Raw genomic sequence first — 20,155 nt, 5'->3', positions numbered from 1 at the left:
TCTCCGTAGTCCCGTGATCCCGCTCAGCGCTTCAGGAACTCCTCCAGCGCCTCCACCACGAGCCGGTGGTCCGCCAGTTGGGGCAGGCCGGACACGGTGACCGCGCCGATCACGCCCACGCCGAGGACGTTGATCGGGAAGGAGCCGCCGTGGGCCGCGTACACGTCCGGGTCCAGGCGGGAGGAGTCCTCGAACGTGCTGCCCTTGGCGCGGAAGCGTGCGCCGACCAGGTAGGAGGCGGAGCCGTAACGCTCGACCACGCGACGCTTGCGGGCGATCCAGGCGTCGTTGTCGGGAGTGGAGCCGGGGAGCGCGGCGTGGAAGAGCTGCTGGCCCGAGCGGTGGATGTCGACGGCGACGGGTGCCTGGCGTTCCCGGGCCAGCTCCACGAGGAGCGAACCCAGGGCCCAGGCGTCGTCGTGGGTGAACTGGCTGAAGACCAGGCGCCGTTCCTGAGCCTCCAGTTCCTCCAGGGGCGGGGTGAGTTCCGGGTGGAACTTCGGGGTGATCTCCTGGTTGCGCGTCACAGCGTCACCGCCACTTGGTCGCGGGCCGAACGGCGGGCCGCCTCCAGTACGTCGAGGGCGGCGGCCGCCTCGATAGCGGTCACCGGGTTGGGGCCGCCGTCGGTGAGAGCCCTGGTCACGGCCGCATAGTACGCCGGGTAGTCGCCCGGGAGGGTGGGCTCGGGGCGACCACCGCCGGTCAGCGGGGACTCGCCGGCACCGACACGGCCCCACAGGGACTCCGCTTCCGTGCCCCAGTCGGCTGCCGTGCCCGGGCGCCTGCCCTCGCGCAGCGCCGCCTCCTGAGGGTCGAGGCCGTACTTCACGTAACCCGCCTGCGAACCCAGCACCCGGAAACGCGGGCCGAGTTGGGCGGCCGTCGCGGAGACATACAGGTGGGATCGCACACCGCTCGTGTGCGTGATCGCGATGAACGTGTCGTCGTCGGCCTCCGCGCCCGGGCGGCGGATGTCCGACTCCGCGTACACCTGCGCGGCCGGGCCGAAGAGGACCAGCGCCTGGTCGACGACATGGCTGCCGAGGTCGTAGAGCAGACCTCCGATCTCTGCGGGGTCGCCGGACTCGCGCCAGCCTCCCTTGGTCTGCGGGCGCCACCGCTCGAAGCGGGACTCGAAACGCCATACGTCGCCCAACTCGCCCTCGGCGAGCAGCTTGCGGAGGGTCAGGAAGTCGTTGTCCCAGCGGCGGTTCTGGAAGACGGAGAGGAGGAGACCGCGCTCCTCGGCGAGGGCGGCCAGCTCGCGCGCCTCGGCCGCCGTGCCGGCCACGGGCTTGTCCACGACCACCGGCAGGCCGGCCTTCAGGGCGGCCGTCGCCAGCGAGACGTGCGTCCTGTTCGGGGACGCGATGACGATCAGGTCCAGCTCGGCGGCGCGGTCGAGCAGCTCGTCGGGGGTCGCCGCCACGCGCACGTCCGGGAACTCGGTGCGGGCCTGCTTCTGCCGCTCCGGGTTCGAGGTGACCACCGTGTCAAGGGCGAGGCCCTCGGTGGCGGCGATCAGCGGGGCGTGGAAGACGGAGCCCGCGAGGCCGTAGCCGATGAGGCCCACACGGAGAGGAGTACGAGTCATGCCTCCACTTTCGCAACGCTGTTGCCAAAGTGCAAGCGCGGGGGACAATAGCGGCGTGGACAGGATGAGCGGGGCGGCAGGGGTAGGGGCAGGGGCGGCAAGTCCGGTGGGAGCGACCGAGGTGACTGAGGTGACCCGAGTGACCGAGGTGACTGGGGTGACCGGCGTGACCGGCGGGGTGGTCGGTGTGTCCTGGCCTGTCGGCGCGAATCTGCCGGCGCTGCGCAGTCACAACATGGCGCTCGTGCTCGACCTGCTGCGCACAGCCGGTGCGGAGGGGATCAGCCGGCTCGAACTCGCCGAGCGGACCGGGCTGACCCCGCAGGCCGTCAGCAAGATCACCGCCCGGCTGCGGGCCGACGGGCTCGCTGCGGAGGCGGGCCGCCGTGCCTCGACCGGGGGCAAGCCCCGTACGGTGCTGCGGCTGGTGCCCGAGGCGGGGCACGCGGTCGGGCTGCATCTGGACCGGGACGAACTACGGGCGGTGCTGGTCGATCTCACGGGCGCCGTGGTGGGGGAGCGGCGTACCTCGCTGGACCTGGGGGCGGGGCCGGAGGCCGTGGTGGCGGCGGTCGCGGGAGAGACGGGCGCGCTGGTGGGCGCGGTACCGGGAGGTCTGGGCGCCGGTTCCCTCCTCGGCGCCGGTGTGGCCCTGCCCGGTCCGCTCGACCACGCCCGCGGTGTTCTGCACCGGGTGACGGGATTCCCCGAGTGGGACGGCTTCCCGCTGCGGGACGCGCTCGCGCGGCGGCTCGGGGTGCCGGTCGTCGTGGACAAGGACACCAACGCGGCCGCGCTCCGGCTGGCCGTCGAAGGCGAGGGCGGGTCATTCGCCTATCTGTATCTCGGTACGGGGCTCGGTGCCGGACTCGTCCTCGGTGGGACCGTGCACCGGGGCGCCCGTACCGGGGCCGGTGAGTTCGGGCACCAGGTCGTCCAGCTGGACGGACCGCTGTGCGGCTGCGGCAACCGCGGCTGCGTCGAGGCCCTGTGTCTGGCAGCGGTGGCGCGCGGCCAGGTCGACGAGGCGGCACGGGTGCTCGGCACCGCGGCCGGCAACCTGGTCGCCCTGCTCGACATCGACCTCGTCCTCCTCGGCGGTCGCACCATCACCGCCGCCCCGGACGTCTTCGTACGGGGGGTGGGCACCGTCCTCGACGAGCGTGCCCGGCGGGTGGGCGAGCCGGCGGTGTCGGTGCGGGTTGCCACGGGTGGGGTTGCCGAGGGGGCGGCACAGCTCGTGCTGGCACCACTGTTCGGGCGGGCCGATGGCTGAGGCGCCGAGCGGACGGGCGGGCGGGCGGATTGCCCAGGCGGGCCGATGGCTGATGCGGTGGGCGCAGGCTGGCTGACGGCTGACGGCTGACGGCTGACGGCTGACGGCCGAGGTGGCGGGGCGGCGGGGCGGCAGATGGCTGGCGCGGGCGGGCCGACGGCGGGCGGGCGTGGGTGCGCTGATCGAGGGGTCTTGGGGGGTCGTGCGGAGCGGCGCCGTATCGCGGCCGTCCCCACCCGGCACAGTCACATGTTCATGCGACTCTGCACGCCCGTCTCCCTCTGCCTGGCAGTAGCCGCCCTTCTCTCCGTGGCGACCCCGGCGCACGCGGCCCCCGGCCCCGCCTGCGCCGCTCCGGACGACCGCCGCTTCCCCCTCACCAGCCGTATCCACGGTGGCCCGGACGCGTACGAGGCGGGCGGCGGTTATGGCACCTGGTACCTGGATGTCACCAACACCACCCGCCGGACCTGCGCAGACATCCACCCGGTCGTCGTGCTCGTCGACGACAAGCGCGCACTGAAGCCCTCCCAGCCCCGCCTGGAGTTCTACGACGACGGCGGGCACCCGCACCCCGTCCGATTCGAGACCACCGACGAGGAGGAGCTCGTCGGCGCCTTCGACGACGGGTCCCCCGGCCTCACCGTGGGCCCCGGAAAGACCGTCACGGTGAAGGTCCGGCTCGCGCTGGCCTCGGACGCCGTGCCCAACAAGGTCACCGTCAACGCCGCCGTCGTCCAGCGGCACAAGGACGACGGCGACTGGGTCGGGCAGTCCAACGACTACCCCTTCCGCATCCAGAACGACCCCACCGAGGCCCCGTCCGAGAGCCCCGCCACCGGCACCTCCAGTACCTCCGACGCCTCCAGTGCCTCTCCCGCCACCTCCGGTACCGCCACCCCGTCACCCGACCGCGACCCGGGCCTCCCCTTCGCCGACGAGCTCGCCAGTACCGGCCTCGGCACCGCGGGCGGAGTCCTCGCCGCCACCGCCGTCCTCCTCGTCACCGGCGGCGCCGTACTCCTGGCCCGCAGGCCACGAGCGCGGCGGCGGCGCTGACGGCCAGGGGCCGAGGCCGTACCCGGCGTCACGTCGCGCGGCGTCTGCGACGATCCCTCCCGTCGTCGCGGGCCCCAAGCTCGAACAGCCCCTCTCCCTCGCCGACTTCAACCGAGGGCGTACGGCGGCGGGCGGCGGCAGGGTCACACCCCCGACCGCAGCCTCGTCGCCCTCGACCGCTTCCCCCGCCCGGACGCGCTCGCCGCCGAGACCGGCCTCGAACGCGGCGAACCCGTCTGGCACCTGGAGCGCGGGCTGCGCGCGGACGACGAGCGGGTCGGCCTGGAGAGCACCTGCGTCGCCGTGGCCCGGGACCCCCGCATCGACACCGACTTCGCGCCCGACTTCTCCTTCTACGGCTACCTCCTCGACCGCGGCATCGCCTTCGGGGACGCCGACGAGCGGATCGAGACGGTGCTGGCCACGCCCCGCGAGGCCCTGCTCGTGGGGACCCCGCCGACCCTTCCGATGCTGCTCATCCACCGGATCTCGCGGGACACCGAGGGGCAGCCGCCGGAGCGGGCGCGGACGCTGTACCGCGGGGACCGGTTCTCGTGGGGCGCATGACGCCGACACGCTGGCGGGCGGCCGGGGCGACCCATGTGCTCGGCTCCGTCGGCCGGTTGCCGGGACTGCTCGCGCCCTGACCAGACTGCTGGACGGCGTGTCACTCCTCGAACCGCACTGGACCGAGATCGCCCGAAACAGTCAGAGTTACGTTGAGAACCGGAAGTCTGCGACCGGCAGCTGATCGTTAGGCTGGGGCCACGCAGTACCGCGTACGGCAGGAGATCCCGCACATGGCAGACCGCAGGCCCATCGAGTCGTGGCTCACCGACATGGACGGTGTGCTCATCCACGAGGGCGTTCCGATCCCCGGCGCCGACGCCTTCCTGAAGAAGCTCCGCGAGTCCGGCAAGCCCTTCCTGGTCCTCACCAACAACTCGATCTACACCCCGCGCGACCTGCACGCCCGGCTGCGGCGCATGGGCCTGGACGTGCCGGTCGAGTCCATCTGGACCTCGGCGCTCGCCACCGCCCAGTTCCTGGACGACCAGCGGCCGGGCGGATCGGCGTACGTGATCGGCGAGGCGGGGCTCACCACCGCACTGCACGACATCGGGTACATCCTCACCGACCACGAACCCGACTACGTCGTCCTCGGCGAGACGCGGACGTATTCCTTCGAGGCCATGACCAAGGCGGTACGGCTGATCGACGCCGGTGCCCGTTTCATCTGCACCAACCCCGACGAGACCGGCCCCTCCGCCGAGGGCGCGCTGCCCGCGACCGGCGCGGTGGCCGCGCTGATCACCAAGGCGACCGGCAAGCAGCCGTACTTCGCCGGCAAGCCCAACCCGCTGATGATGCGCACCGGGCTCAACGCGATCGGCGCCCACTCCGAGACCAGCGCGATGATCGGCGACCGCATGGACACCGACGTGCTGGCCGGCATGGAGGCCGGGATGCAGACCTTCCTGGTGCTCACCGGGCTGACCCGGCCCGAGCAGGTCGAGGACTTCCCGTACCGGCCGTCCAAGATCGTCGACTCGATCGCGGATCTGGTCGACCGGATCTGACCTGGTCAGGGCCGTTCCGAAACCCTTCGTAACCCGTTTGGCGCAGTGCGGCGCCGCTGGGGATGCGGGGCCCGGGCCCGAGGGGGAGCCTCCAGGTATCTGGAGGTTCACGATGGGCTCACTACGTCTCACTCTCTGCACAGGACTCCTGGCCGCCTGCGCCCTCACGCCGACGGCGCACGCGGCGGACGGAGCGGACGGGGGTGGAGCGGGCCTCTCGGTGACCCCGTCGGCCCCAGCCCCCGGCGCCGACCTCACGCTCCGGGTGACCGGCTGCGCCGCAAGGACGGCCACCGCCCACTCCACGGCGTTCGTCGCGGACGCCCGGCTCGTGGGCACCGAGGGCACCCTCGCCGGGGACACCCGGGTCCGCGCGTCGGCCGAGCCCGGCCCGTACGACGTGAAGATCACGTGCGGCAGCTTCCTGGTCAAGGGCAGGATCACCGTCGTATCGCAGTCGGAGCCCGAGTCCCAGGGGCAGGCGCAGTCGCAGCCCGAGTCCCAGGGGCAGCCGCAGGCGCAGTCGGAGCCTGAGTCCCAAGGGCAGCCGCAGGCGCAGTCGGAGCCTGAGTCCCAGGGGCCGTCGCGGCTGAAGCCCGGATCGCAGCCGGAGTCCGAGTCGCTGTCCGACGACTCTTCCGCCGTCCCGGCAGCGCCCCTCGCCCCGGTTTCGCCCGCCGCCCCGGCGTCCCCGGTCGCCCCCGTCCACGCGGGCGGTGGCGGCACCGCGCACTTCGCCACCGTGGACGTCAGTGCGGCCGGACCCGGCACCGGGCAGACCGTCACCGGGCTCGTCCTCGTGGGCGTCGCCGCGGCCGCCGTGGCGCTTCTGAGCGCGCGCCGGAGCCGCGGGACGGATTGAGCCGATGTCCCAGCGCGCCGACCACGAGCGCTCCTCCGGCTCTGCCCGCCTGCTGATGGGCACGGCCTGGGCGGTGCTGCTGCTCGGGCTGTGGCTGTGGGGGCGGCAGGTGACCGACATGCCGCAGGGCGCGGCCACCACGACCGGCGCCGGCGACCTGGCCTCGGTGGGGCGGCCACCGGATGCGCCGGGTGCGGAACTTCCGCCCGCGGCCCGCCCGTTGGGGGACGCACTGCCGCAGCGCATCGACATTCCCGACCTGGGCGTCCAGGCGCCCGTGGTGGCCCGTGGCCTGGACCGGCAGGGGGCGATCGACCCGCCGCCCTACGACCAGGCGGGGGTCGTCGGCTGGTACGCGGCCGGGGCCAGACCCGGGGCCGCCGGGGCCGCGCTGATGGTGGGGCACGTCGACACCGAGACCCGGCCCGCCGTCTTCTACAAGCTGAGCACCATACGGCCCGGCGAGAACGTCCGCGTCGTCCGCGACGACGGCAAGGTCGCCGAGTTCACCGTCGACGACGTACAGGTACAGGACCGCGACCGCTTCGACGCCCGACAGGCCTACGGGCAACGCCGGTCGGGGCGCGCCGAACTGCGGCTGATCACCTGCGGCGGCACCTTCGACCGGGTCAGCCGCAGCTACACGGCGAACGTGATCGTCTCGGCCTACCTCACCGGAACCAGCCTGTGACCCGTCGCCGACCGGCCCCCGTACCGGGCCCGGTCGGCGGCCTGCTCCCCCCGAAGCCGCCGACCGGGCTGGTCCTCAACCGCGGGCGCACGGGCTGCGGGAGTAACCCGGCGACCGGCGCGGGAGGTTCAGGGGGCCACAGAGGCAAGAAGCGGCCGGGGACTCGGGCCGTCTGAGAAGACTTTAGAACGGATGAGCGCCAGAGCCTAGGGGCTGAATGACGTCGCGGCCCGGTCCGGTGGCTCTCCGTCATACGCACTGGTGACTCAGGGCTCTACGACGCCCTTCGAGCAGTCCCGATGCCTCCCGGCATCACCGGCGCGCTCCGCAACCAGTTCGCCTCCTTGCCTCCGGGTGCTTCATGGCGCGGCTCGGCGCCGTCCGCCCCCCGCTCGATCACCAAGGGCTGTAACAGCTCGCCGACAAGGTTCGGGCGATCTCGTGGCGCCACGAGGCGTATGTCAGGATTGAGCCTCGGACCAGTGCACCCAAGGGGGAGTTGGATGTACGGCATGAGGGGGGCCGGGACGAGGGTTTTCGCGGCGGTGCTGGGGGCGGCACTTCTCGTCGCGGGATGTTCTTCCGGGGGCGACGGCGACAAGAACAACGACGCCGGCGCGAAGATCACCCAGCAGCCCAAGGAGAGCGACCCGTTCTGGGTCAACCCGGACGGCAACGCGGCACGTCAGGTCGCCGGCTACGACAAGTCCGGAGAGGGCGACGACGCCGAGCAGATCCGCAAGATCGCCGAGCAGCCGACCGGTGAGTGGATCGGCCCGGAGAACCCCGAGCAGGAGGCGAAGGGCTTCACCGAGGCAGCCGACAAGGCGGGCCGCACCGCCCTGATCGTCCTCTACAACATCCCGCACCGCGACTGCGGCCAGTACTCGCAGGGCGGCGCGGCCGACGGCGACGCGTACCGCACCTGGATCGACGGCGTCGCGGCGGGCATCGGGGACCGCGCGGCCACGGTGATCCTCGAACCGGACGCCATCCTGCACCTGGTGGACGGCTGCACCCAGGACGAGTTCCACGAGGAGCGCTACGACCTCCTCAAGGGCGCCGTCACCAAGCTCAAGTCCCTGAAGAACACCAAGGTCTACCTGGACGCGGGCAACGCCGGCTGGGGCCACCCCGACCAGATCTTCCAGCCCCTCCAATGGGCGGGCATCGACCGGGCGGACGGCTTCGCGGTCAACGTCTCCAACTTCTACTCGACCAAGGACTCCATCGCGTACGGCAAGCAACTGTCCGCGAAGGTCGGCAACAAGCACTTCGTCATCGACACCAGCCGCAACGGCAACGGCCCCTACACGGGCGGCGACGAGGGCGAACGCTGGTGCAACCCGCCCGGCCGGGCCCTGGGGGAGAGCCCGACGACGAAGACGGCCGACCCCGTGGTGGACGCGTACCTCTGGGTCAAGCGCCCGGGAGAGTCGGACGGCACATGCAAGGGCGGCCCCAAGGCGGGCGACTGGTGGCCGGCCTACGCATTGAAACTCGCCAGGGCGTCAACGCCCTGAGAGACGAGGGGCCGTGCCAGTGCACGGCTCCGCCGCGGGCGCGACCAGGGGCGCGGGTCTGTGTCCATGTGCGGCTCGGCCGCGTGGGCGCGACGGCTACAACTCGGCCGCGCCTGACATCTTGAGGGGCGCGGGTCTGTGTCCATGTGCGGCTCCGCCGCGTGGGCGCGACGGCTACAACTCGGCCGCGCCTGACATCTTGAGGGGCGCGGGTCTGTGTCCATGTGCGGCTCCGCCGCGTGGGCGCGACAGCCACAACTCGCCCGCACCCGGCACCCTGAGGGGCGCGGGGAACTGCGCGACCAGCCACAACTCACCCGCACCCGCACCCGACCACGCACCCGCACCCTGAGGGGCGCGGGGAACTGCGCGACCAGCCACAACTCACCCGCACCCGACCACGCACCCGCACCCGCAAGCCGCAGCCGCACCCACGCACCCGCAAGCGCAGCCGCACCGACGCACCCTTCCACGCAAGCCGCGCAGCGCTACGGCACCTTCACCCACTGTGCCTTGCTGGGCGTCCCCTGATCGTCGTCCGCGAACAGCATGTACCACCCCGACTGCACCAGGTTCTTGTTCTTCGGCACCGTCACGGTGATCTTGCTTCCGGACGTCTTGAAGTCCAGTGCGATCGACCTCTGATCCACATCCGTGACGTGGGTCGACGCACTGGGCCGGATCAGCCGCACCTTCTTGATCGCGGAGGCCTGCGGTGACGTGAACGTCCCCGACCCGCCCCGCGCGATCGTCTGCGGGCCGCCCGAGAGCGACGGCCGCGAATCCCGGTACAGATAGGGCGGCGTGTAGATCTCGATCCGCTGCTCGAACTTCCCCGGCTTGGTGTTCGCCTTGTCGCCGTACAGGGAGTCGGATCCGAAGAACATCACCCGGCCGTCCGGCAGCAGGATCGACCCCGAGTGGTAGTTGCGCCCCACTTCGGGATCGGCGACCTTCTCGAACGAGTTGGTGTCCGGGTTGTACAGCCGCGCCTGGAGGATGTTGGAGTCACCGCGCCCGCGATAGTCCTCGGAGCCGCCGGACACCAGTACGGAATCGTCCGGCAGGATCGACGACTGCGGATAGCGCGTCCCCTTCTCCAGCGTCGGCCCGTCCGTGAACTTCGGATTCTTGTCCTTCAGGTCGATCAACCGCGTCTTGTTGCTGGACGCCGCGGATTCACCGACCCCGCCACCGCCGATCACCATGAACTTCTCGTTCTGCGCGGGCGGCAGCAGCACCGTCCCCGACGTCTCCATCTCGTTGGCGTCGCCGAGCCCCGGCAGCTTGCTGAACTTGTTGGTGTCGACGTCCCAAATACCCGGAATGCGGCCGACGTTGTCCGGCCCGTAGCCCGCGTTCGAACCCGAGTAGAAGATCTTCCCGTTCTGCATCAGGAACAGCGCCGGGTACGTCGGGAACTGGCGGATCGTCGACGTGTACGTCCACTTCTTGGTCTTCGGGTCGAAGACCTCGTTCTTGCCCGGCACCAACTGCCCGATGTCGTCGAGGCCGGAGACGCTGAGGATCTTGCCGTCGCTCAGGGTGGTGAGCGTCGGATACCAGCGGGCCTCGTTCATCGGGTCGACCTTGATGTACTTCTCGGCGACCGGATCGAACTCGAAGGCGTCCCGGATTCCCTGGAAGTCCTTCTTGTCGAGGGCGAGCTTCTGCGCGATGCCGTACGTGTTGCGCGCGTCGGTGCCGGTCAGGCCCTGGATGCGGTAGTTGTCCTGGGTCCCCGTCTCGTACCTGGTGCCGCTCTTCTTCGCCTCGACGTAGATACGGCCGAGCCCCGGGTCGTTGCGCAGGAACTTCCCCGTCGCCTGGTCGAAGACCTTCTTCGCGCGCGGGACGAGAACCGGGTCCTTCGACACGAACGTCTTGCCGTTCTCCTTGCCCGTGAACTTCGTCCCCGCGGGCAGGGTGATCGGCTTGTCCGGGTTCTCGTTGTGGACCACCATCAGGCCGCCGGCCTTCGAGACGTCACCCTTCAGCTTCTCGTACCGCTTGGTGCCGCCCGCGATCAGCAGATTGCCGTTGGCGAGCTGCGTGTGGCCGGTGCAGAACAGGTCCTTCGGGGTCGGGACCTTCTTGATCGTGCCCTTCACCGGGTCCCAGATCCGGGTGTCGAACTTCTTCGCGTCGAAGTTGTCCTGGTTGTTGCCCGAACCGGCGATCAGCAGCACCTTGCCGGTGCGCAGAAGTGCCGCGTGAATGGTGTCCTGGCGGTACTCCTCCGGGAACTCGACGATGTCCCAGTGCCCGTTGTCCGCTTTGTACTCGGGTTTGTTGATCTGGTACTCGTGGTATTTCTCTGTCCCGACCCGGTAGAGCCAAGGCCCGTTCATCCCGGCCAGCGCGAGTACCACCGCCGTACCGATCGCGAGTCGACGGGCGCGGCGGTGGCCTGCACGGTCGTTCATTCCTTACGTCCCCCAAATCCACCCAGGGCGATCTGCATCGTCTGGTCATTACCTGCGCTCGGGTCCCCGCCCTGTCCCGTGCCCGAGCCCCCGCTCGCCGAGGCCCAGCTGGGCTTGTGCCCCGAGCCGTGCGGTGAGTGCGGCGCGGCCTGTGCCGGCAGCGGCTGCGGCTGGTACGCCGTCCCGGACGCCGCCGGGTTCTGCGGCTCCGGCGCGGGTGGCCTCTTCTTCGCCTGCCGCAGCGAGTACCGCCAGGCGAAGATCGGCGACGCGGTGATCAGCAGGGCGAACGTGGCCCAGATGAGCATCGCCGGGTGCGAGTGCCCGAGTGTGATGCCGGCGGCGATCGAGCCGGCGAAGACCAGGATGAAGAACAGGTGGATGCGGAAGGTCCCGAACAGCGTGTCCGGGCTGGCCGAGTCGCCCTTGGGCGTCACCACGAACTTGCTCTTGCGGCGCAGCACGGTGTCCATCAGCGAGCGCGCGTAGATCGGCGCCGACAGGGCGGACATCACCATGCCCGCCACGCCGCCCGAACCCTCCGGCTCGTGCGGCGAGACGTTGTGCCGTCGGTTCCAGATGTACAGGCCGATCTGCAGTGCGGACGCGTTGCCGTACAGCATCAGCCAGACCGTCGGGTCGATGTTCACACCCGAGGCGCCCAGACCCAGGAACAGCGCACAACTCAGCGCCGCCAGGATCCAGTTGAGGGCCGACATCGGGTAGAAGATGATCATCATCGTGTAGTTGAAGAGCTTGCCCGGAGGCAGCGAGAACCAGCCCTTCCAGTACTGCTTCAGGATCGTCTCGTACGTCCCTCGCGACCAGCGCAGCTGCTGGGTGAAGAAGTCCGTCCAGGCGCCCGGACCCTCACCGACGGCCAGCACGTCCGGCGTGTACACCGAGCGCCACTTCTTCCCCGTCGCCGGGTTCCGGTGCCGGTGGATCTCGAAACCGGTGGCCATGTCCTCGGTGATCGAGTCGTACAGGCCGCCGATCTGCTTCAGCGCGCTGATCCGTACGGCATTCGACGTACCGACGAACATCGGGGAGCCGTAGCGGTTGCCCGCACGCTGGATGAGTGCGTGGAAGAGGAACTGCTGAGACTCGGCGGCCTTGGTGATCGGGTTGTCGTAGTTGCCGTAGACCTGCGGGCCGATGACGAAGCCGACGTCCGGGTCACGGAAGAAGCCGAGCATCCGCTCCAGGTAGTTGGGCAGCGGTACGTGGTCGGTGTCGACGGAGGCGAAGAAGTCGTAGTCGTCGCCGTGCGCCTCCAGCCAGGCGTTGTAGTTGCCGTGCTTGGTCTTGGCGCGGTGCGGGCCCTTGGGCCGGTTCCACTTCTCGACGCCCTTGCGGGAGAAGTGGTGCACGCCCAGGCGCGCGCAGACCGCCTTCACCTCCGCGTCGTCGCCCTCGTCGAGCAGCCAGATGTGCAACAGCCCCCGGTGGCGCAGCCGCACGGCCGCTTCCAGGGTCTTCGTCACCATCTCCAGGGGTTCCTTGCCGGGCACGTACGTCGTGATGAACGCGACTTTCGTGCCGGTCTCGGGCACCACCGGGATCGGGTCGCGGGCGACCAGCGTGGCGTGCGCGTTCGACAGCACGTTCATGCAGCGGAAGAACTCGATCAGACCGATCGAGACGAGCATGACGACGTCCAGCGCCGGCAGGAAGTCGAAGGCGGGGTAGTCGCGTTCGGTCCAGTGCTCGGGCTGCAGCAGCCACCCGAGCAGGACCAGCGACAGCAGCGGCGCGGCGCCCAGCATCAGGGCGGCGCGCAGGCGGTGCGGCTCCTGCGAGAGCAGCGAGCGGTACTGCACCTTGTACGGCTTGCTCGGGTCGGGCTGGGTGAGGGGACCGGCCAGCCGACTGTAGTGCTCGTAGTCGTATCTCGGCAGGTTCTTCTTGATCCGGCGGAACTGGCCCGTCTGGCTGTTCCGGTGGGACGGCACTCTGAGCTGGGTCGTTTCTGACGAGTCGAAGTTGTGCCGGGCGCCCGTCGGCGTCGACGTCATGAGTCATTCCCCCCACACGCGAGGTCACCCGCGTGTTCTGTCGGTTCCTTCCGCCCGTGTCGAGCCCCCCTCGACTCTTCACAGACGTATCACTGGTGGGCCGCAGTCACCACAGATTGCACACGCATAGACATGGAACCGCGACCTTCCGGTTGCATGATGCCCCCCTCGGCATCGTCCCGTGAACGGGGCCCCCTATCCCCACAGAACCGGCAACCGCTTACTTGACCCCCAACTGCCGCGTATCCGCAGCATCTTGGAAAACAGGGTTCTACGGCGTTCATCATGATCGCAAGATGCGAAACGCGGTGTTTACCGGTCATACGCGTTCATTGTGGCGCATGTGGGGGTCCTGTGGATGCGTTGTGGACAGCCGTACGCGAAGGTTGCCGAAGTGCTCCCTTATGGCCACCTCCGCCCTGGCCGAGTCGCCCGACCGCACCGCGTCGAGGATGTCCCGGTGCTGCCGGCAGGTGACCTGGTGGTCGGGCGGCGCGCCTCCCAGGTCCGTCCGGACACGGTGGAATGCCTCCCAGAACGCCTCCAGGACCTCGCCGAGCAGCACGTTGCCCAGCCCCCGGTACAGGGTGGCGTGAAAGGCGCGGTCGGTGTCCGCGAGACCGGCGCCTCCTTGCGCGGCCTGGTGTTCCATACGGTTCACGAGCGCGTCGAGTTCAACGAGGTCCGCATCCGGGAGCCGCCCCGCGAGCCGGGAGACGAGACCCGTCTCCACCGCCTCGCGCAGCTCCAGCAGCTGCAGGAGGGAGTCCTCTCCCCGGTAGTGCCCGGCGACCGTGCGGAAGGCGAGGCCCTCGATCATCGGGGCCAGCGACATCGGACCGACGTACGTCCCGAAGCCGTGCCGGATCTCCACGATGCCCATCGCCTGCAGCGCCTTCAGCGCCTCGCGCACCGAGTTCCGGCTCGCGCCCAGGAACTCCATCAGCTCGGGCTCGGTCGGCAGCGGGGCCCCGGAGGGCAGCCTGCGGTCGATGATGAGCTTCTTGATCCGCTCCTGGAGGTCGCGCGCTGCCATGGCCAGAGGGTATCCGGCCAAACAGGGGGAAGGGCCTCGCTTGCACGAGAGGCCCCGCCGGCCGGCGCCGTCGCGCTGCGCCTTCGGAAACGACGATGGCGAGGTGGTTCGCATCTCTGCGAACCCGCCTCGCCATCACCATCGTGCGCCGCCAGGGACTCGAACCCCGGACCCGCTGATTAAGAGTCAGCTGCTCTAACCAACTGAGCTAGCGGCGCGCGCTGACGTCGTAACCCTACCGGACGCCCAGGGGTGCCTTCGACCACACGGTGCCCGGTGGCAGGCACCGGTCCCGGGCGGCCCTTGTACATCATTCGGACCGTCAACATGCGCGTCGGGACGACGGTTGGGAAACTGATCAACGTGGACAGGCGCGGTCTTTTTCATCGGGAGCGTGAGGGGAATCGCATGGCGACTCCGGTATTCGAGGAATTCGATCCGGCGGGCGACTGCGACTGCCCCGGGTGCGCGCACTGGCGCCGCGTCCTGCCGTATTCGGGCACCGGTCGCCATCCGGCCGCCCGCACCCACTCCCGGCTTCGGCCGGGCGGGGGGACCCCGATGGCCGTGATCGTGGCGGCGGCCACGTCCGCGGCTCTTGGCGCGGGTGGTGCGACACCGGCGTTCGCGGCCCCGCACGCACCGCCCGGTCCGGGCGTCCCCGCTGGTGAGGGGCCGGGCACCCCGCAGGGCCACAAGGCCCCGCTGCACGGCGGGAGGGGTGGGCCGACCAAGTTCGCGGGTGCGCTCAGGGTGCCCGCGACCACCCGCGCGGAGATCATCAACCGGGCCAGGAAATGGGTCGACGCAGAGGTGCCGTACAGCATGAGCCAGTACTGGTCCGACGGTTACCGGCAGGACTGCTCGGGCTATGTCTCGATGGCCTGGGGCCTGCCCGGGAACGAATGGACGGGCAGCCTCGGCCAGTACGCGCAGCAGATCACCAAGGAGGAACTGGAGCCCGGCGACATTCTGCTGTTCCACAATCCCGAGAACCCGGAGAAAGGCTCGCACGTCGTCATTTTCGGCGGCTGGACGGACTACACGCACGCCTCGTACATCGCCTATGAGCAGACGCCCCCGCACGCCCGCCGGCAGGCCACCCCGTACGCCTACTGGAGCTATTCGGACCGGTATCTCCCGTACCGGTACAAGGGGCTCGCGGCGGATACGCCGGGGGCGGCTCAGCCGAGCACGCCCGCCGATCCGAAACCCGCGACGCCCTACCCGGGAGCGGCGTACTTCGGCCCCGGCGCGAACAACGGTTACGTCACCCAGCTCGGGCAGCTGCTCATCGAGCGGGGCGCCCGGCGCTTCTACCCGTCGGGCCCCGGACCGCGGTGGTCGGAGGCGGACCGGCTGGCCACCCAGGCCTTCCAGCAGGCCCAGGGCTGGAAGGGCCAGGACGCGGACGGGCTGCCGGGGCCGCGGACCTGGGAGCTGCTGGTCTCCGGCAAGGGCAAGTCCGTCCCGGCGGACGGGGCGGCCGGTCCGCCCGCGCCCGCGTCCCACGGGGTGCAGGGCTATCCGGGCAGGGCGCTGTTCAGGCCCGGTGCCAACAACGAGTACGTCACCCGGCTGGGCAGGCAGCTGGTGAAGAAGGGGTTCGGCCGGCACTACACGGCCGGGCCGGGTCCCCACTGGGGCGAGGCGGACCGGCGCAACGTCGAGGCCTTCCAGCGCTCCCAGGGGTGGCGCGGCGGAGCGGCGGACGGCTGTCCGGGGCCGGAGACCTGGAGGCGCCTCTTCTCCTGAGCGGGTCCGCCCGACCCAACTGTTGTGACTCGACCCACCTGTTGTGACGCATCTGGCGCGGAGGCTGGAGGCACGCATGAGTACGACGACCACTTCACAGACGCCCGAGTCCGAGGGACCGGGCAGACCGGCTCGCCTCATCCAGAACGAGGCGACCACCGAGATCCCCGTCCATCTGCTGTTCCGCGACGACCCGGACCCGGTGTCCGTGCCGCTCAGACCGACCGTCGTCGGCCGCCGGCAGGGGACGGGTGAACAGCCGCGCTTCCGGCGGCCGACCCCGGCGAAACCGAGGTCCGCACCGCAGGTCGACCCCGATCTGGCCGAGCGGCCCGCCCGGGTGCTGCCCGGGGCGGCGGGCGTGCTCGCCGGTGCCTGCGGGGCGGCCGGGTGTGTGGCCACCTCGTGGTGGGCGGGAGTCCTGCCCCGGCTCGCGGCGGCGGCGCTGCGGCTGCCGGCGTACGCGGGGGCCGGGCTCGGCCCCGCGCAGTGGGCGGCCTACGCGGGTGCCGGCGCGCTCGGGATGTTCGGGTTCGGCGGTCTCGCCCGGGGCCGGACCGGACGGGCCTGGGTGCTCGGACTGTTCGGCCGCTACCGGGGGACCGTCCGGCGCACCGGTCTGATGTGGGTCAACCCCCTGCTGCTGCGCCGCCGGGTCGACGTACGGCTGCGGCACTGGCGCAGCGAGCCGATGCCCGCGGCCGACAGCAACGGTGTCGCGCTGCGCGTGGTGGTGCTGGTGGTGTGGCGGGTGCGGGACACCGCGCGGGCGCTGCTGGGCATCGAGGACCACGAGACCTATCTGCGTGAGTGCGTGGAGGCGGCCCTGGCCCGGGTCTCGGTGGAGACGCCCGGCGGGGGACGGGGTCCGGTGGAGGCAGCCGACTCCAGGGCCGCGGCACTGACCCGGTTGACGGCGGCGGACGTGGCGCCGGTCGGGATCGAGGTGTTCTCGGTGCAGCCGGTCCGGGTGGAGTACGCCCCCGAGGTCGCCGCCGCGATGCACCGCCGCCGGATCGCCGCGCTGGACGCCCAGCAACGGGCGAGTGTACTCACGTCGGTCGTGGACTCGGTGGAGGACACGGTGACGCGGCTGACCGTGCGCGGGCTCGTGGAGCTGGACGACTACGAACGCAAGGCGCTGGTGAAGGACTTGACGGTGGCGTTCTGCGCGGGGCGGGGAGATCAGGGGCCGTAATCGATCTCCGACGGCGATGGACCGGTCATGGACTGGCTGAGGACCCAGCTTTTGATATGGACACCGCCAAGCAACGGCAATATTCTGACACTTGGTCTAGACCTGCACGCCTCATGGAACTTCCCCCACGTTCTTCAGGAGCGGCAGCATGCGCAAAAAGACCACGTGGTACGCCGCGGTGCTCGGACTCACCACGGCGGGAGCCTTCGTGCTCTCCGCCGGCGGTGCGAGCGGCCACGGCTACACCGACCTCCCCATCAGCCGGCAGAAGCTCTGCCAGAACGGCACCGTGACCAACTGCGGCGACATCCAGTGGGAGCCGCAGAGCGTCGAGGGCCCCAAGGGCTTCCCCGCGGCCGGACCGGCCGACGGCTCGTTGTGCTCCGGCGGCAACTCCCGCTTCTCCCAGCTCGACAGCGCGAGGACACCGTCCGGCGGCGCCTGGCCCACCACGAAGGTGACGGGCGGTCAGAGCTACACGTTCCGCTGGCAGTTCACCGCCATGCACGCCACCACCGACTTCAAGTACTACGTCACCCGGCAGGGCTGGAACCAGAACCACAACCTGGCCCGCTCCGACCTCAGCACGACACCGTTCCTGACGGTGCCGTACAACGGACAGCGCCCCCCGGCCACCCTCTCCCACAGCGGCACACTGCCGTCCGGGCTGAGCGGCCACCACGTCATCCTCGCGGCATGGACGATCGCCGACACGGGCAACGCGTTCTACGCCTGCTCGGACGTCACGTTCTGACCCCCGCCGGACAGGGTGCGTGCGCCGGGAGGCTCGGTCCCGGCGCACGCACCCGAACTCTGAGCCTTACTTGAGCGAACCGGGCCCCGCCCGCGGGTACCTTCCTGTCACCGCCTACCGATGGGTAGGGCGGTGACCTGAGATCCGGGGGACCCCATGGACGTGCTGTTCTACCTTGCGCCCTGTCTGATCATGGCCTTGGTCCTCTTCATGGCGTACCGCGTGCTGCGCCGTTCGCTGCAGATCCGCAGCGCCTGGAACAGCGGGCTGACGGCCGAGGCGCGCTGTCTGCGGATGTTCACGACGACGCACGGCGGCAGCAATGACACGTCGGTGAGCACCACGCTGCACCACGTCTACGAGTTCACCGCGCGCGACGGCCGCCTCGTCCGCTTCGAGGAGGAGAACGGCCCGGCGACGATCCTGGAGGGGGACTTCGTCACCGTCTACTACACCGAGGGCCGCGAGGTGGCCGCCACCGCCCGGACGCCGCGCCGCGCGAAGCTGGCGGCGTCCACCATCGCCATCCTGGCGTTCCTCGGGGTGCTCGTGGTGTTCTGCGTCGGCTTCATGGTCACGTACCACCAGATGTCCGACGGCTTCGGCTTCGGCTCCGGCACCGACGACAGCACCGACGTCGTCGTCGTCGACGGGGTCACGATGACCCCGTGACCATTGACCGTGACCCGACTCTCCACATCTGACGATCCATCAACTACCGTGCCCCGCCATGAAGTCCGACAGGAGCACGGTCGCTGAACTCGTGGCCCGGCGGTGGGGCGACCACCGTCCGGGCCTGTGGTGCGAGGACCTGGTCCTCACCCATCACGAGGTGGCCGCCGGCGCCGCGGCCAGAGCGGCCCTGCTGACCGACCTGCTGCCGCCCGGCGCCGAGCCGCACGTGGGCGTCCTGCTCGACAACACCCCTGAATACCCCCTGTGGTTGGGGGCCGCGGCGCTGGCGGGAGCGGCGGTCGCCGGCATCAACCCCACCCGCCGGGGCGCGGAACTGGCCCGCGACATCCTGCACACCGGGTGCCGGACCGTCGTCACCGAGCGCGCCCACGTCCCCCTCCTCACCGGCCTCGAACTCCCCGGCGTACGCCTCCTGGTCACCGACACCGAGGAGTACGCCGGGCTCCTGGCGCCGTATACGACGGCCGAGCCGGACGCCTCCCGCGCCACGCCCGACGACCGCCTGCTGCTGTACTTCACCTCCGGTTCGACCGGCGCCCCGAAGGCCGCGATCTGCACCCAGGGCCGGCTGGCGGCCGCCGGGGCGTCCCTGGTCGGCCAGTTCGGGGTGTGCCGCGACGACGTGCACTACATCTGCATGCCGATGTTCCACGGCAACGCCGTGATCGCCGACTGGGCACCCGCGCTGGCGGCCGGGGCGGGCGTGGCGCTGCGCCGGCGCTTCTCGGCGTCGGGGTTCCTGGCGGACGTACGGAAACACGGGGCGACGTACTTCACGTACGTGGGGCGGGCCGTGCAGTACATCCTGGCCACCGAGGCGCGCGACGACGACCGGGACAACCCGCTGCGGCTCGGTTTCGGCACGGAGGCGGGGGCGGTGGACGCGGCGGCCTTCGAGCGGCGGTTCGGGGTGCGGCTGGTGGAGGGGTACGGGTCCTCGGAGGGCGGGGCCGCCGTGCAGTGGTCGCCGGGGACGCCGCGCGGGGCGGTGGGAAAGGCGGCGCCCGGTCTCGTCGTACTCGATCCGGACACGGGTCAGGAGCGCCGGCCGGCCCGCTTCGACGCGGCGGGGCGGCTGCTGAACGGGGACGAGGCGATAGGCGAGCTGGCCAACCGGGGCCCGAACCCCTTCGAGGGGTACTGGCGCAACCCCGAGGCGGAGGCCGAACGGCGAAGGGGCGGCGCCTACTGGACCGGCGACCTGTTCTACCGGGACGCCGACGGCTATCTCTACTTCGCCGGCCGCACCGACGACCGTATCCGGGTCGACAGCGAGAACCTGGCCGCCGCGATGATCGAGAACATCCTCGCCCGGTACGAGGGCGCCGACGCGGTCGCCGTGTACGCGGTGCCGGATCCGGTGACCGGGGACCAGGTGATGGCGACGATCGCGGGGAGGTTCGACCCGGTGGACTTCGGCACGTTTCTGGCCGCCCAGCCGGACCTGGGCACCAAGATGGCGCCGCGGTTCGTGCGGGTGGTGCGGCGGATGCCGGTGACGGCGACGAACAAGATCCACCGGGCGCTGCTCGGACGGGAGGGGATCCGGTGCGCGGATCCGCTGTGGTGGCGCCCGCCGGGCGAGCAGGGGTACGCGTACCGGAGGCTGACCCGGGAGGACGCCGAGGGGGCGCTCGCTTCGACGCGAGGCTCGTCCTGAGGGGTGTGGGTGGCGGGCCCCGCA

At 70.8% G+C, this 20,155-nt stretch carries 16 protein-coding genes, 1 tRNA gene and 1 pseudogene; 12 read left to right on the top strand and 6 right to left on the bottom strand.

The features are described from left to right. Positions 1 to 23: 23 nt before the first annotated feature. Together ACYUED_RS16005 and ACYUED_RS16000 are read right to left on the bottom strand one after the other, a co-directional pair. Positions 24 to 527: a heme-degrading domain-containing protein gene (locus tag ACYUED_RS16005; RefSeq protein WP_266515077.1), complete on the bottom strand. Its 504-nt coding sequence runs from the start codon at positions 525 to 527 to the stop codon at positions 24 to 26. Further along, entirely contained in the window at positions 524 to 1,597 is a 1,074-nt protein-coding gene (locus ACYUED_RS16000; RefSeq protein ID WP_491292958.1) for a Gfo/Idh/MocA family oxidoreductase, read from the bottom strand. The genes ACYUED_RS16005 and ACYUED_RS16000 overlap by 4 nt, the downstream gene beginning before the upstream one ends. A 64-nt stretch (positions 1,598 to 1,661) precedes the next feature. On the opposite strand from ACYUED_RS16000, the gene ACYUED_RS15995 reads away from it, so the two are divergent. From ACYUED_RS15995 to ACYUED_RS15965, 7 genes and pseudogenes are all read left to right on the top strand, one after another. Continuing rightward, the gene (locus tag ACYUED_RS15995; RefSeq protein ID WP_491294278.1) at positions 1,662 to 2,873 is read left to right on the top strand and encodes an ROK family transcriptional regulator; all 1,212 of its coding nucleotides are present in this window, start codon (positions 1,662 to 1,664) and stop codon (positions 2,871 to 2,873) included. A gap of 249 nt (positions 2,874 to 3,122) precedes the next feature. Beyond that, a complete protein-coding gene (locus tag ACYUED_RS15990) occupies positions 3,123 to 3,932 on the top strand; it encodes a hypothetical protein (protein WP_491294276.1) in 810 nt (269 codons plus the stop codon). A 61-nt stretch (positions 3,933 to 3,993) separates the two neighbouring features. After that, a pseudogene (locus ACYUED_RS15985) lies at positions 3,994 to 4,499 on the top strand (GntR family transcriptional regulator); the annotation flags it as partial. A 233-nt stretch (positions 4,500 to 4,732) separates the two neighbouring features. Continuing rightward, positions 4,733 to 5,512 carry an HAD-IIA family hydrolase gene (locus ACYUED_RS15980; protein ID WP_266680751.1) on the top strand — a complete coding sequence of 260 codons (780 nt, stop codon included), beginning with the start codon at positions 4,733 to 4,735 and terminating at the stop codon, positions 5,510 to 5,512. A gap of 112 nt (positions 5,513 to 5,624) precedes the next feature. Then, positions 5,625 to 6,374: a hypothetical protein gene (locus ACYUED_RS15975; RefSeq protein WP_491292957.1), complete on the top strand. Its 750-nt coding sequence runs from the start codon at positions 5,625 to 5,627 to the stop codon at positions 6,372 to 6,374. A gap of 4 nt (positions 6,375 to 6,378) precedes the next feature. Next, positions 6,379 to 7,065: a class F sortase gene (locus ACYUED_RS15970; protein ID WP_491292956.1), complete on the top strand. Its 687-nt coding sequence runs from the start codon at positions 6,379 to 6,381 to the stop codon at positions 7,063 to 7,065. A gap of 503 nt (positions 7,066 to 7,568) precedes the next feature. Next, positions 7,569 to 8,588 (top strand): glycoside hydrolase family 6 protein, encoded by a 1,020-nt coding sequence (locus ACYUED_RS15965; RefSeq protein ID WP_491292955.1) that lies wholly within the window; start codon positions 7,569 to 7,571, stop codon positions 8,586 to 8,588. A gap of 488 nt (positions 8,589 to 9,076) precedes the next feature. Here the strand turns inward: ACYUED_RS15965 and glxA are convergent, their stop codons facing one another. From glxA to ACYUED_RS15945, 4 genes are all read right to left on the bottom strand, one after another. After that, positions 9,077 to 11,014, bottom strand: a complete 1,938-nt coding sequence (glxA, locus tag ACYUED_RS15960; RefSeq protein WP_491292954.1) for a radical copper oxidase GlxA — start codon at positions 11,012 to 11,014, stop codon at positions 9,077 to 9,079. Beyond that, on the bottom strand, positions 11,011 to 13,032 hold the full coding sequence (locus ACYUED_RS15955; protein ID WP_491292953.1) for a glycosyltransferase family 2 protein: 2,022 nt from the start codon (positions 13,030 to 13,032) through the stop codon (positions 11,011 to 11,013). The genes glxA and ACYUED_RS15955 overlap by 4 nt, the downstream gene beginning before the upstream one ends. 319 nt (positions 13,033 to 13,351) lie before the next feature. Further along, complete coding sequence (locus ACYUED_RS15950) at positions 13,352 to 14,068, bottom strand: FadR/GntR family transcriptional regulator (protein ID WP_491292952.1); 717 nt, start codon at positions 14,066 to 14,068, stop codon at positions 13,352 to 13,354. Between the two features lie 144 nt (positions 14,069 to 14,212). Continuing rightward, a tRNA-Lys gene (locus ACYUED_RS15945) sits at positions 14,213 to 14,286 on the bottom strand. A 190-nt stretch (positions 14,287 to 14,476) separates the two neighbouring features. On the opposite strand from ACYUED_RS15945, the gene ACYUED_RS15940 reads away from it, so the two are divergent. The 5 genes from ACYUED_RS15940 to ACYUED_RS15920 all read left to right on the top strand — a co-directional run bounded on the left by ACYUED_RS15940 (position 14,477) and on the right by ACYUED_RS15920 (position 20,131). Beyond that, entirely contained in the window at positions 14,477 to 15,823 is a 1,347-nt protein-coding gene (locus ACYUED_RS15940; protein ID WP_491292951.1) for a peptidoglycan-binding protein, read from the top strand. Between the two features lie 76 nt (positions 15,824 to 15,899). Continuing rightward, positions 15,900 to 17,021 carry an SPFH domain-containing protein gene (locus tag ACYUED_RS15935; RefSeq protein WP_491292949.1) on the top strand — a complete coding sequence of 374 codons (1,122 nt, stop codon included), beginning with the start codon at positions 15,900 to 15,902 and terminating at the stop codon, positions 17,019 to 17,021. Positions 17,022 to 17,169: 148 nt separating this feature from the next. Beyond that, positions 17,170 to 17,775: a lytic polysaccharide monooxygenase auxiliary activity family 9 protein gene (locus tag ACYUED_RS15930; RefSeq protein ID WP_491292948.1), complete on the top strand. Its 606-nt coding sequence runs from the start codon at positions 17,170 to 17,172 to the stop codon at positions 17,773 to 17,775. Positions 17,776 to 17,931: 156 nt separating this feature from the next. Next, positions 17,932 to 18,447, top strand: coding sequence for a hypothetical protein (locus ACYUED_RS15925; RefSeq protein WP_491292947.1), 516 nt, complete (start codon positions 17,932 to 17,934; stop codon positions 18,445 to 18,447). A gap of 58 nt (positions 18,448 to 18,505) precedes the next feature. Further along, positions 18,506 to 20,131 (top strand): AMP-binding protein, encoded by a 1,626-nt coding sequence (locus ACYUED_RS15920; protein WP_491292946.1) that lies wholly within the window; start codon positions 18,506 to 18,508, stop codon positions 20,129 to 20,131. The last annotated feature ends 24 nt before the right edge of the window (positions 20,132 to 20,155 follow it).

The sequence above is a fragment of the Streptomyces sp. DF42 genome (genome assembly GCF_058267695.1).
The sequence above is the reverse complement of the archived record's forward strand: the minus strand, read 5'-3'. Positions and strand labels throughout refer to the sequence as shown.

Coding starts and splice junctions, on each gene's coding strand:
- ACYUED_RS15950 (WP_491292952.1), bottom strand. CDS start 14,068: ATGGCAGCGCGCGACCTCCAGGAGCGGATCAAGAAGCTCATCATCGAC.
- ACYUED_RS15920 (WP_491292946.1), top strand. CDS start 18,506: ATGAAGTCCGACAGGAGCACGGTCGCTGAACTCGTGGCCCGGCGGTGG.
- ACYUED_RS15990 (WP_491294276.1), top strand. CDS start 3,123: ATGTTCATGCGACTCTGCACGCCCGTCTCCCTCTGCCTGGCAGTAGCC.
- glxA (WP_491292954.1), bottom strand. CDS start 11,014: ATGAACGACCGTGCAGGCCACCGCCGCGCCCGTCGACTCGCGATCGGT.
- ACYUED_RS15995 (WP_491294278.1), top strand. CDS start 1,662: ATGAGCGGGGCGGCAGGGGTAGGGGCAGGGGCGGCAAGTCCGGTGGGA.
- ACYUED_RS15955 (WP_491292953.1), bottom strand. CDS start 13,032: ATGACGTCGACGCCGACGGGCGCCCGGCACAACTTCGACTCGTCAGAA.
- ACYUED_RS15935 (WP_491292949.1), top strand. CDS start 15,900: ATGAGTACGACGACCACTTCACAGACGCCCGAGTCCGAGGGACCGGGC.
- ACYUED_RS15975 (WP_491292957.1), top strand. CDS start 5,625: ATGGGCTCACTACGTCTCACTCTCTGCACAGGACTCCTGGCCGCCTGC.
- ACYUED_RS15925 (WP_491292947.1), top strand. CDS start 17,932: ATGGACGTGCTGTTCTACCTTGCGCCCTGTCTGATCATGGCCTTGGTC.
- ACYUED_RS15970 (WP_491292956.1), top strand. CDS start 6,379: ATGTCCCAGCGCGCCGACCACGAGCGCTCCTCCGGCTCTGCCCGCCTG.
- ACYUED_RS16000 (WP_491292958.1), bottom strand. CDS start 1,597: ATGACTCGTACTCCTCTCCGTGTGGGCCTCATCGGCTACGGCCTCGCG.
- ACYUED_RS15930 (WP_491292948.1), top strand. CDS start 17,170: ATGCGCAAAAAGACCACGTGGTACGCCGCGGTGCTCGGACTCACCACG.
- ACYUED_RS15980 (WP_266680751.1), top strand. CDS start 4,733: ATGGCAGACCGCAGGCCCATCGAGTCGTGGCTCACCGACATGGACGGT.
- ACYUED_RS15940 (WP_491292951.1), top strand. CDS start 14,477: ATGGCGACTCCGGTATTCGAGGAATTCGATCCGGCGGGCGACTGCGAC.
- ACYUED_RS15965 (WP_491292955.1), top strand. CDS start 7,569: ATGTACGGCATGAGGGGGGCCGGGACGAGGGTTTTCGCGGCGGTGCTG.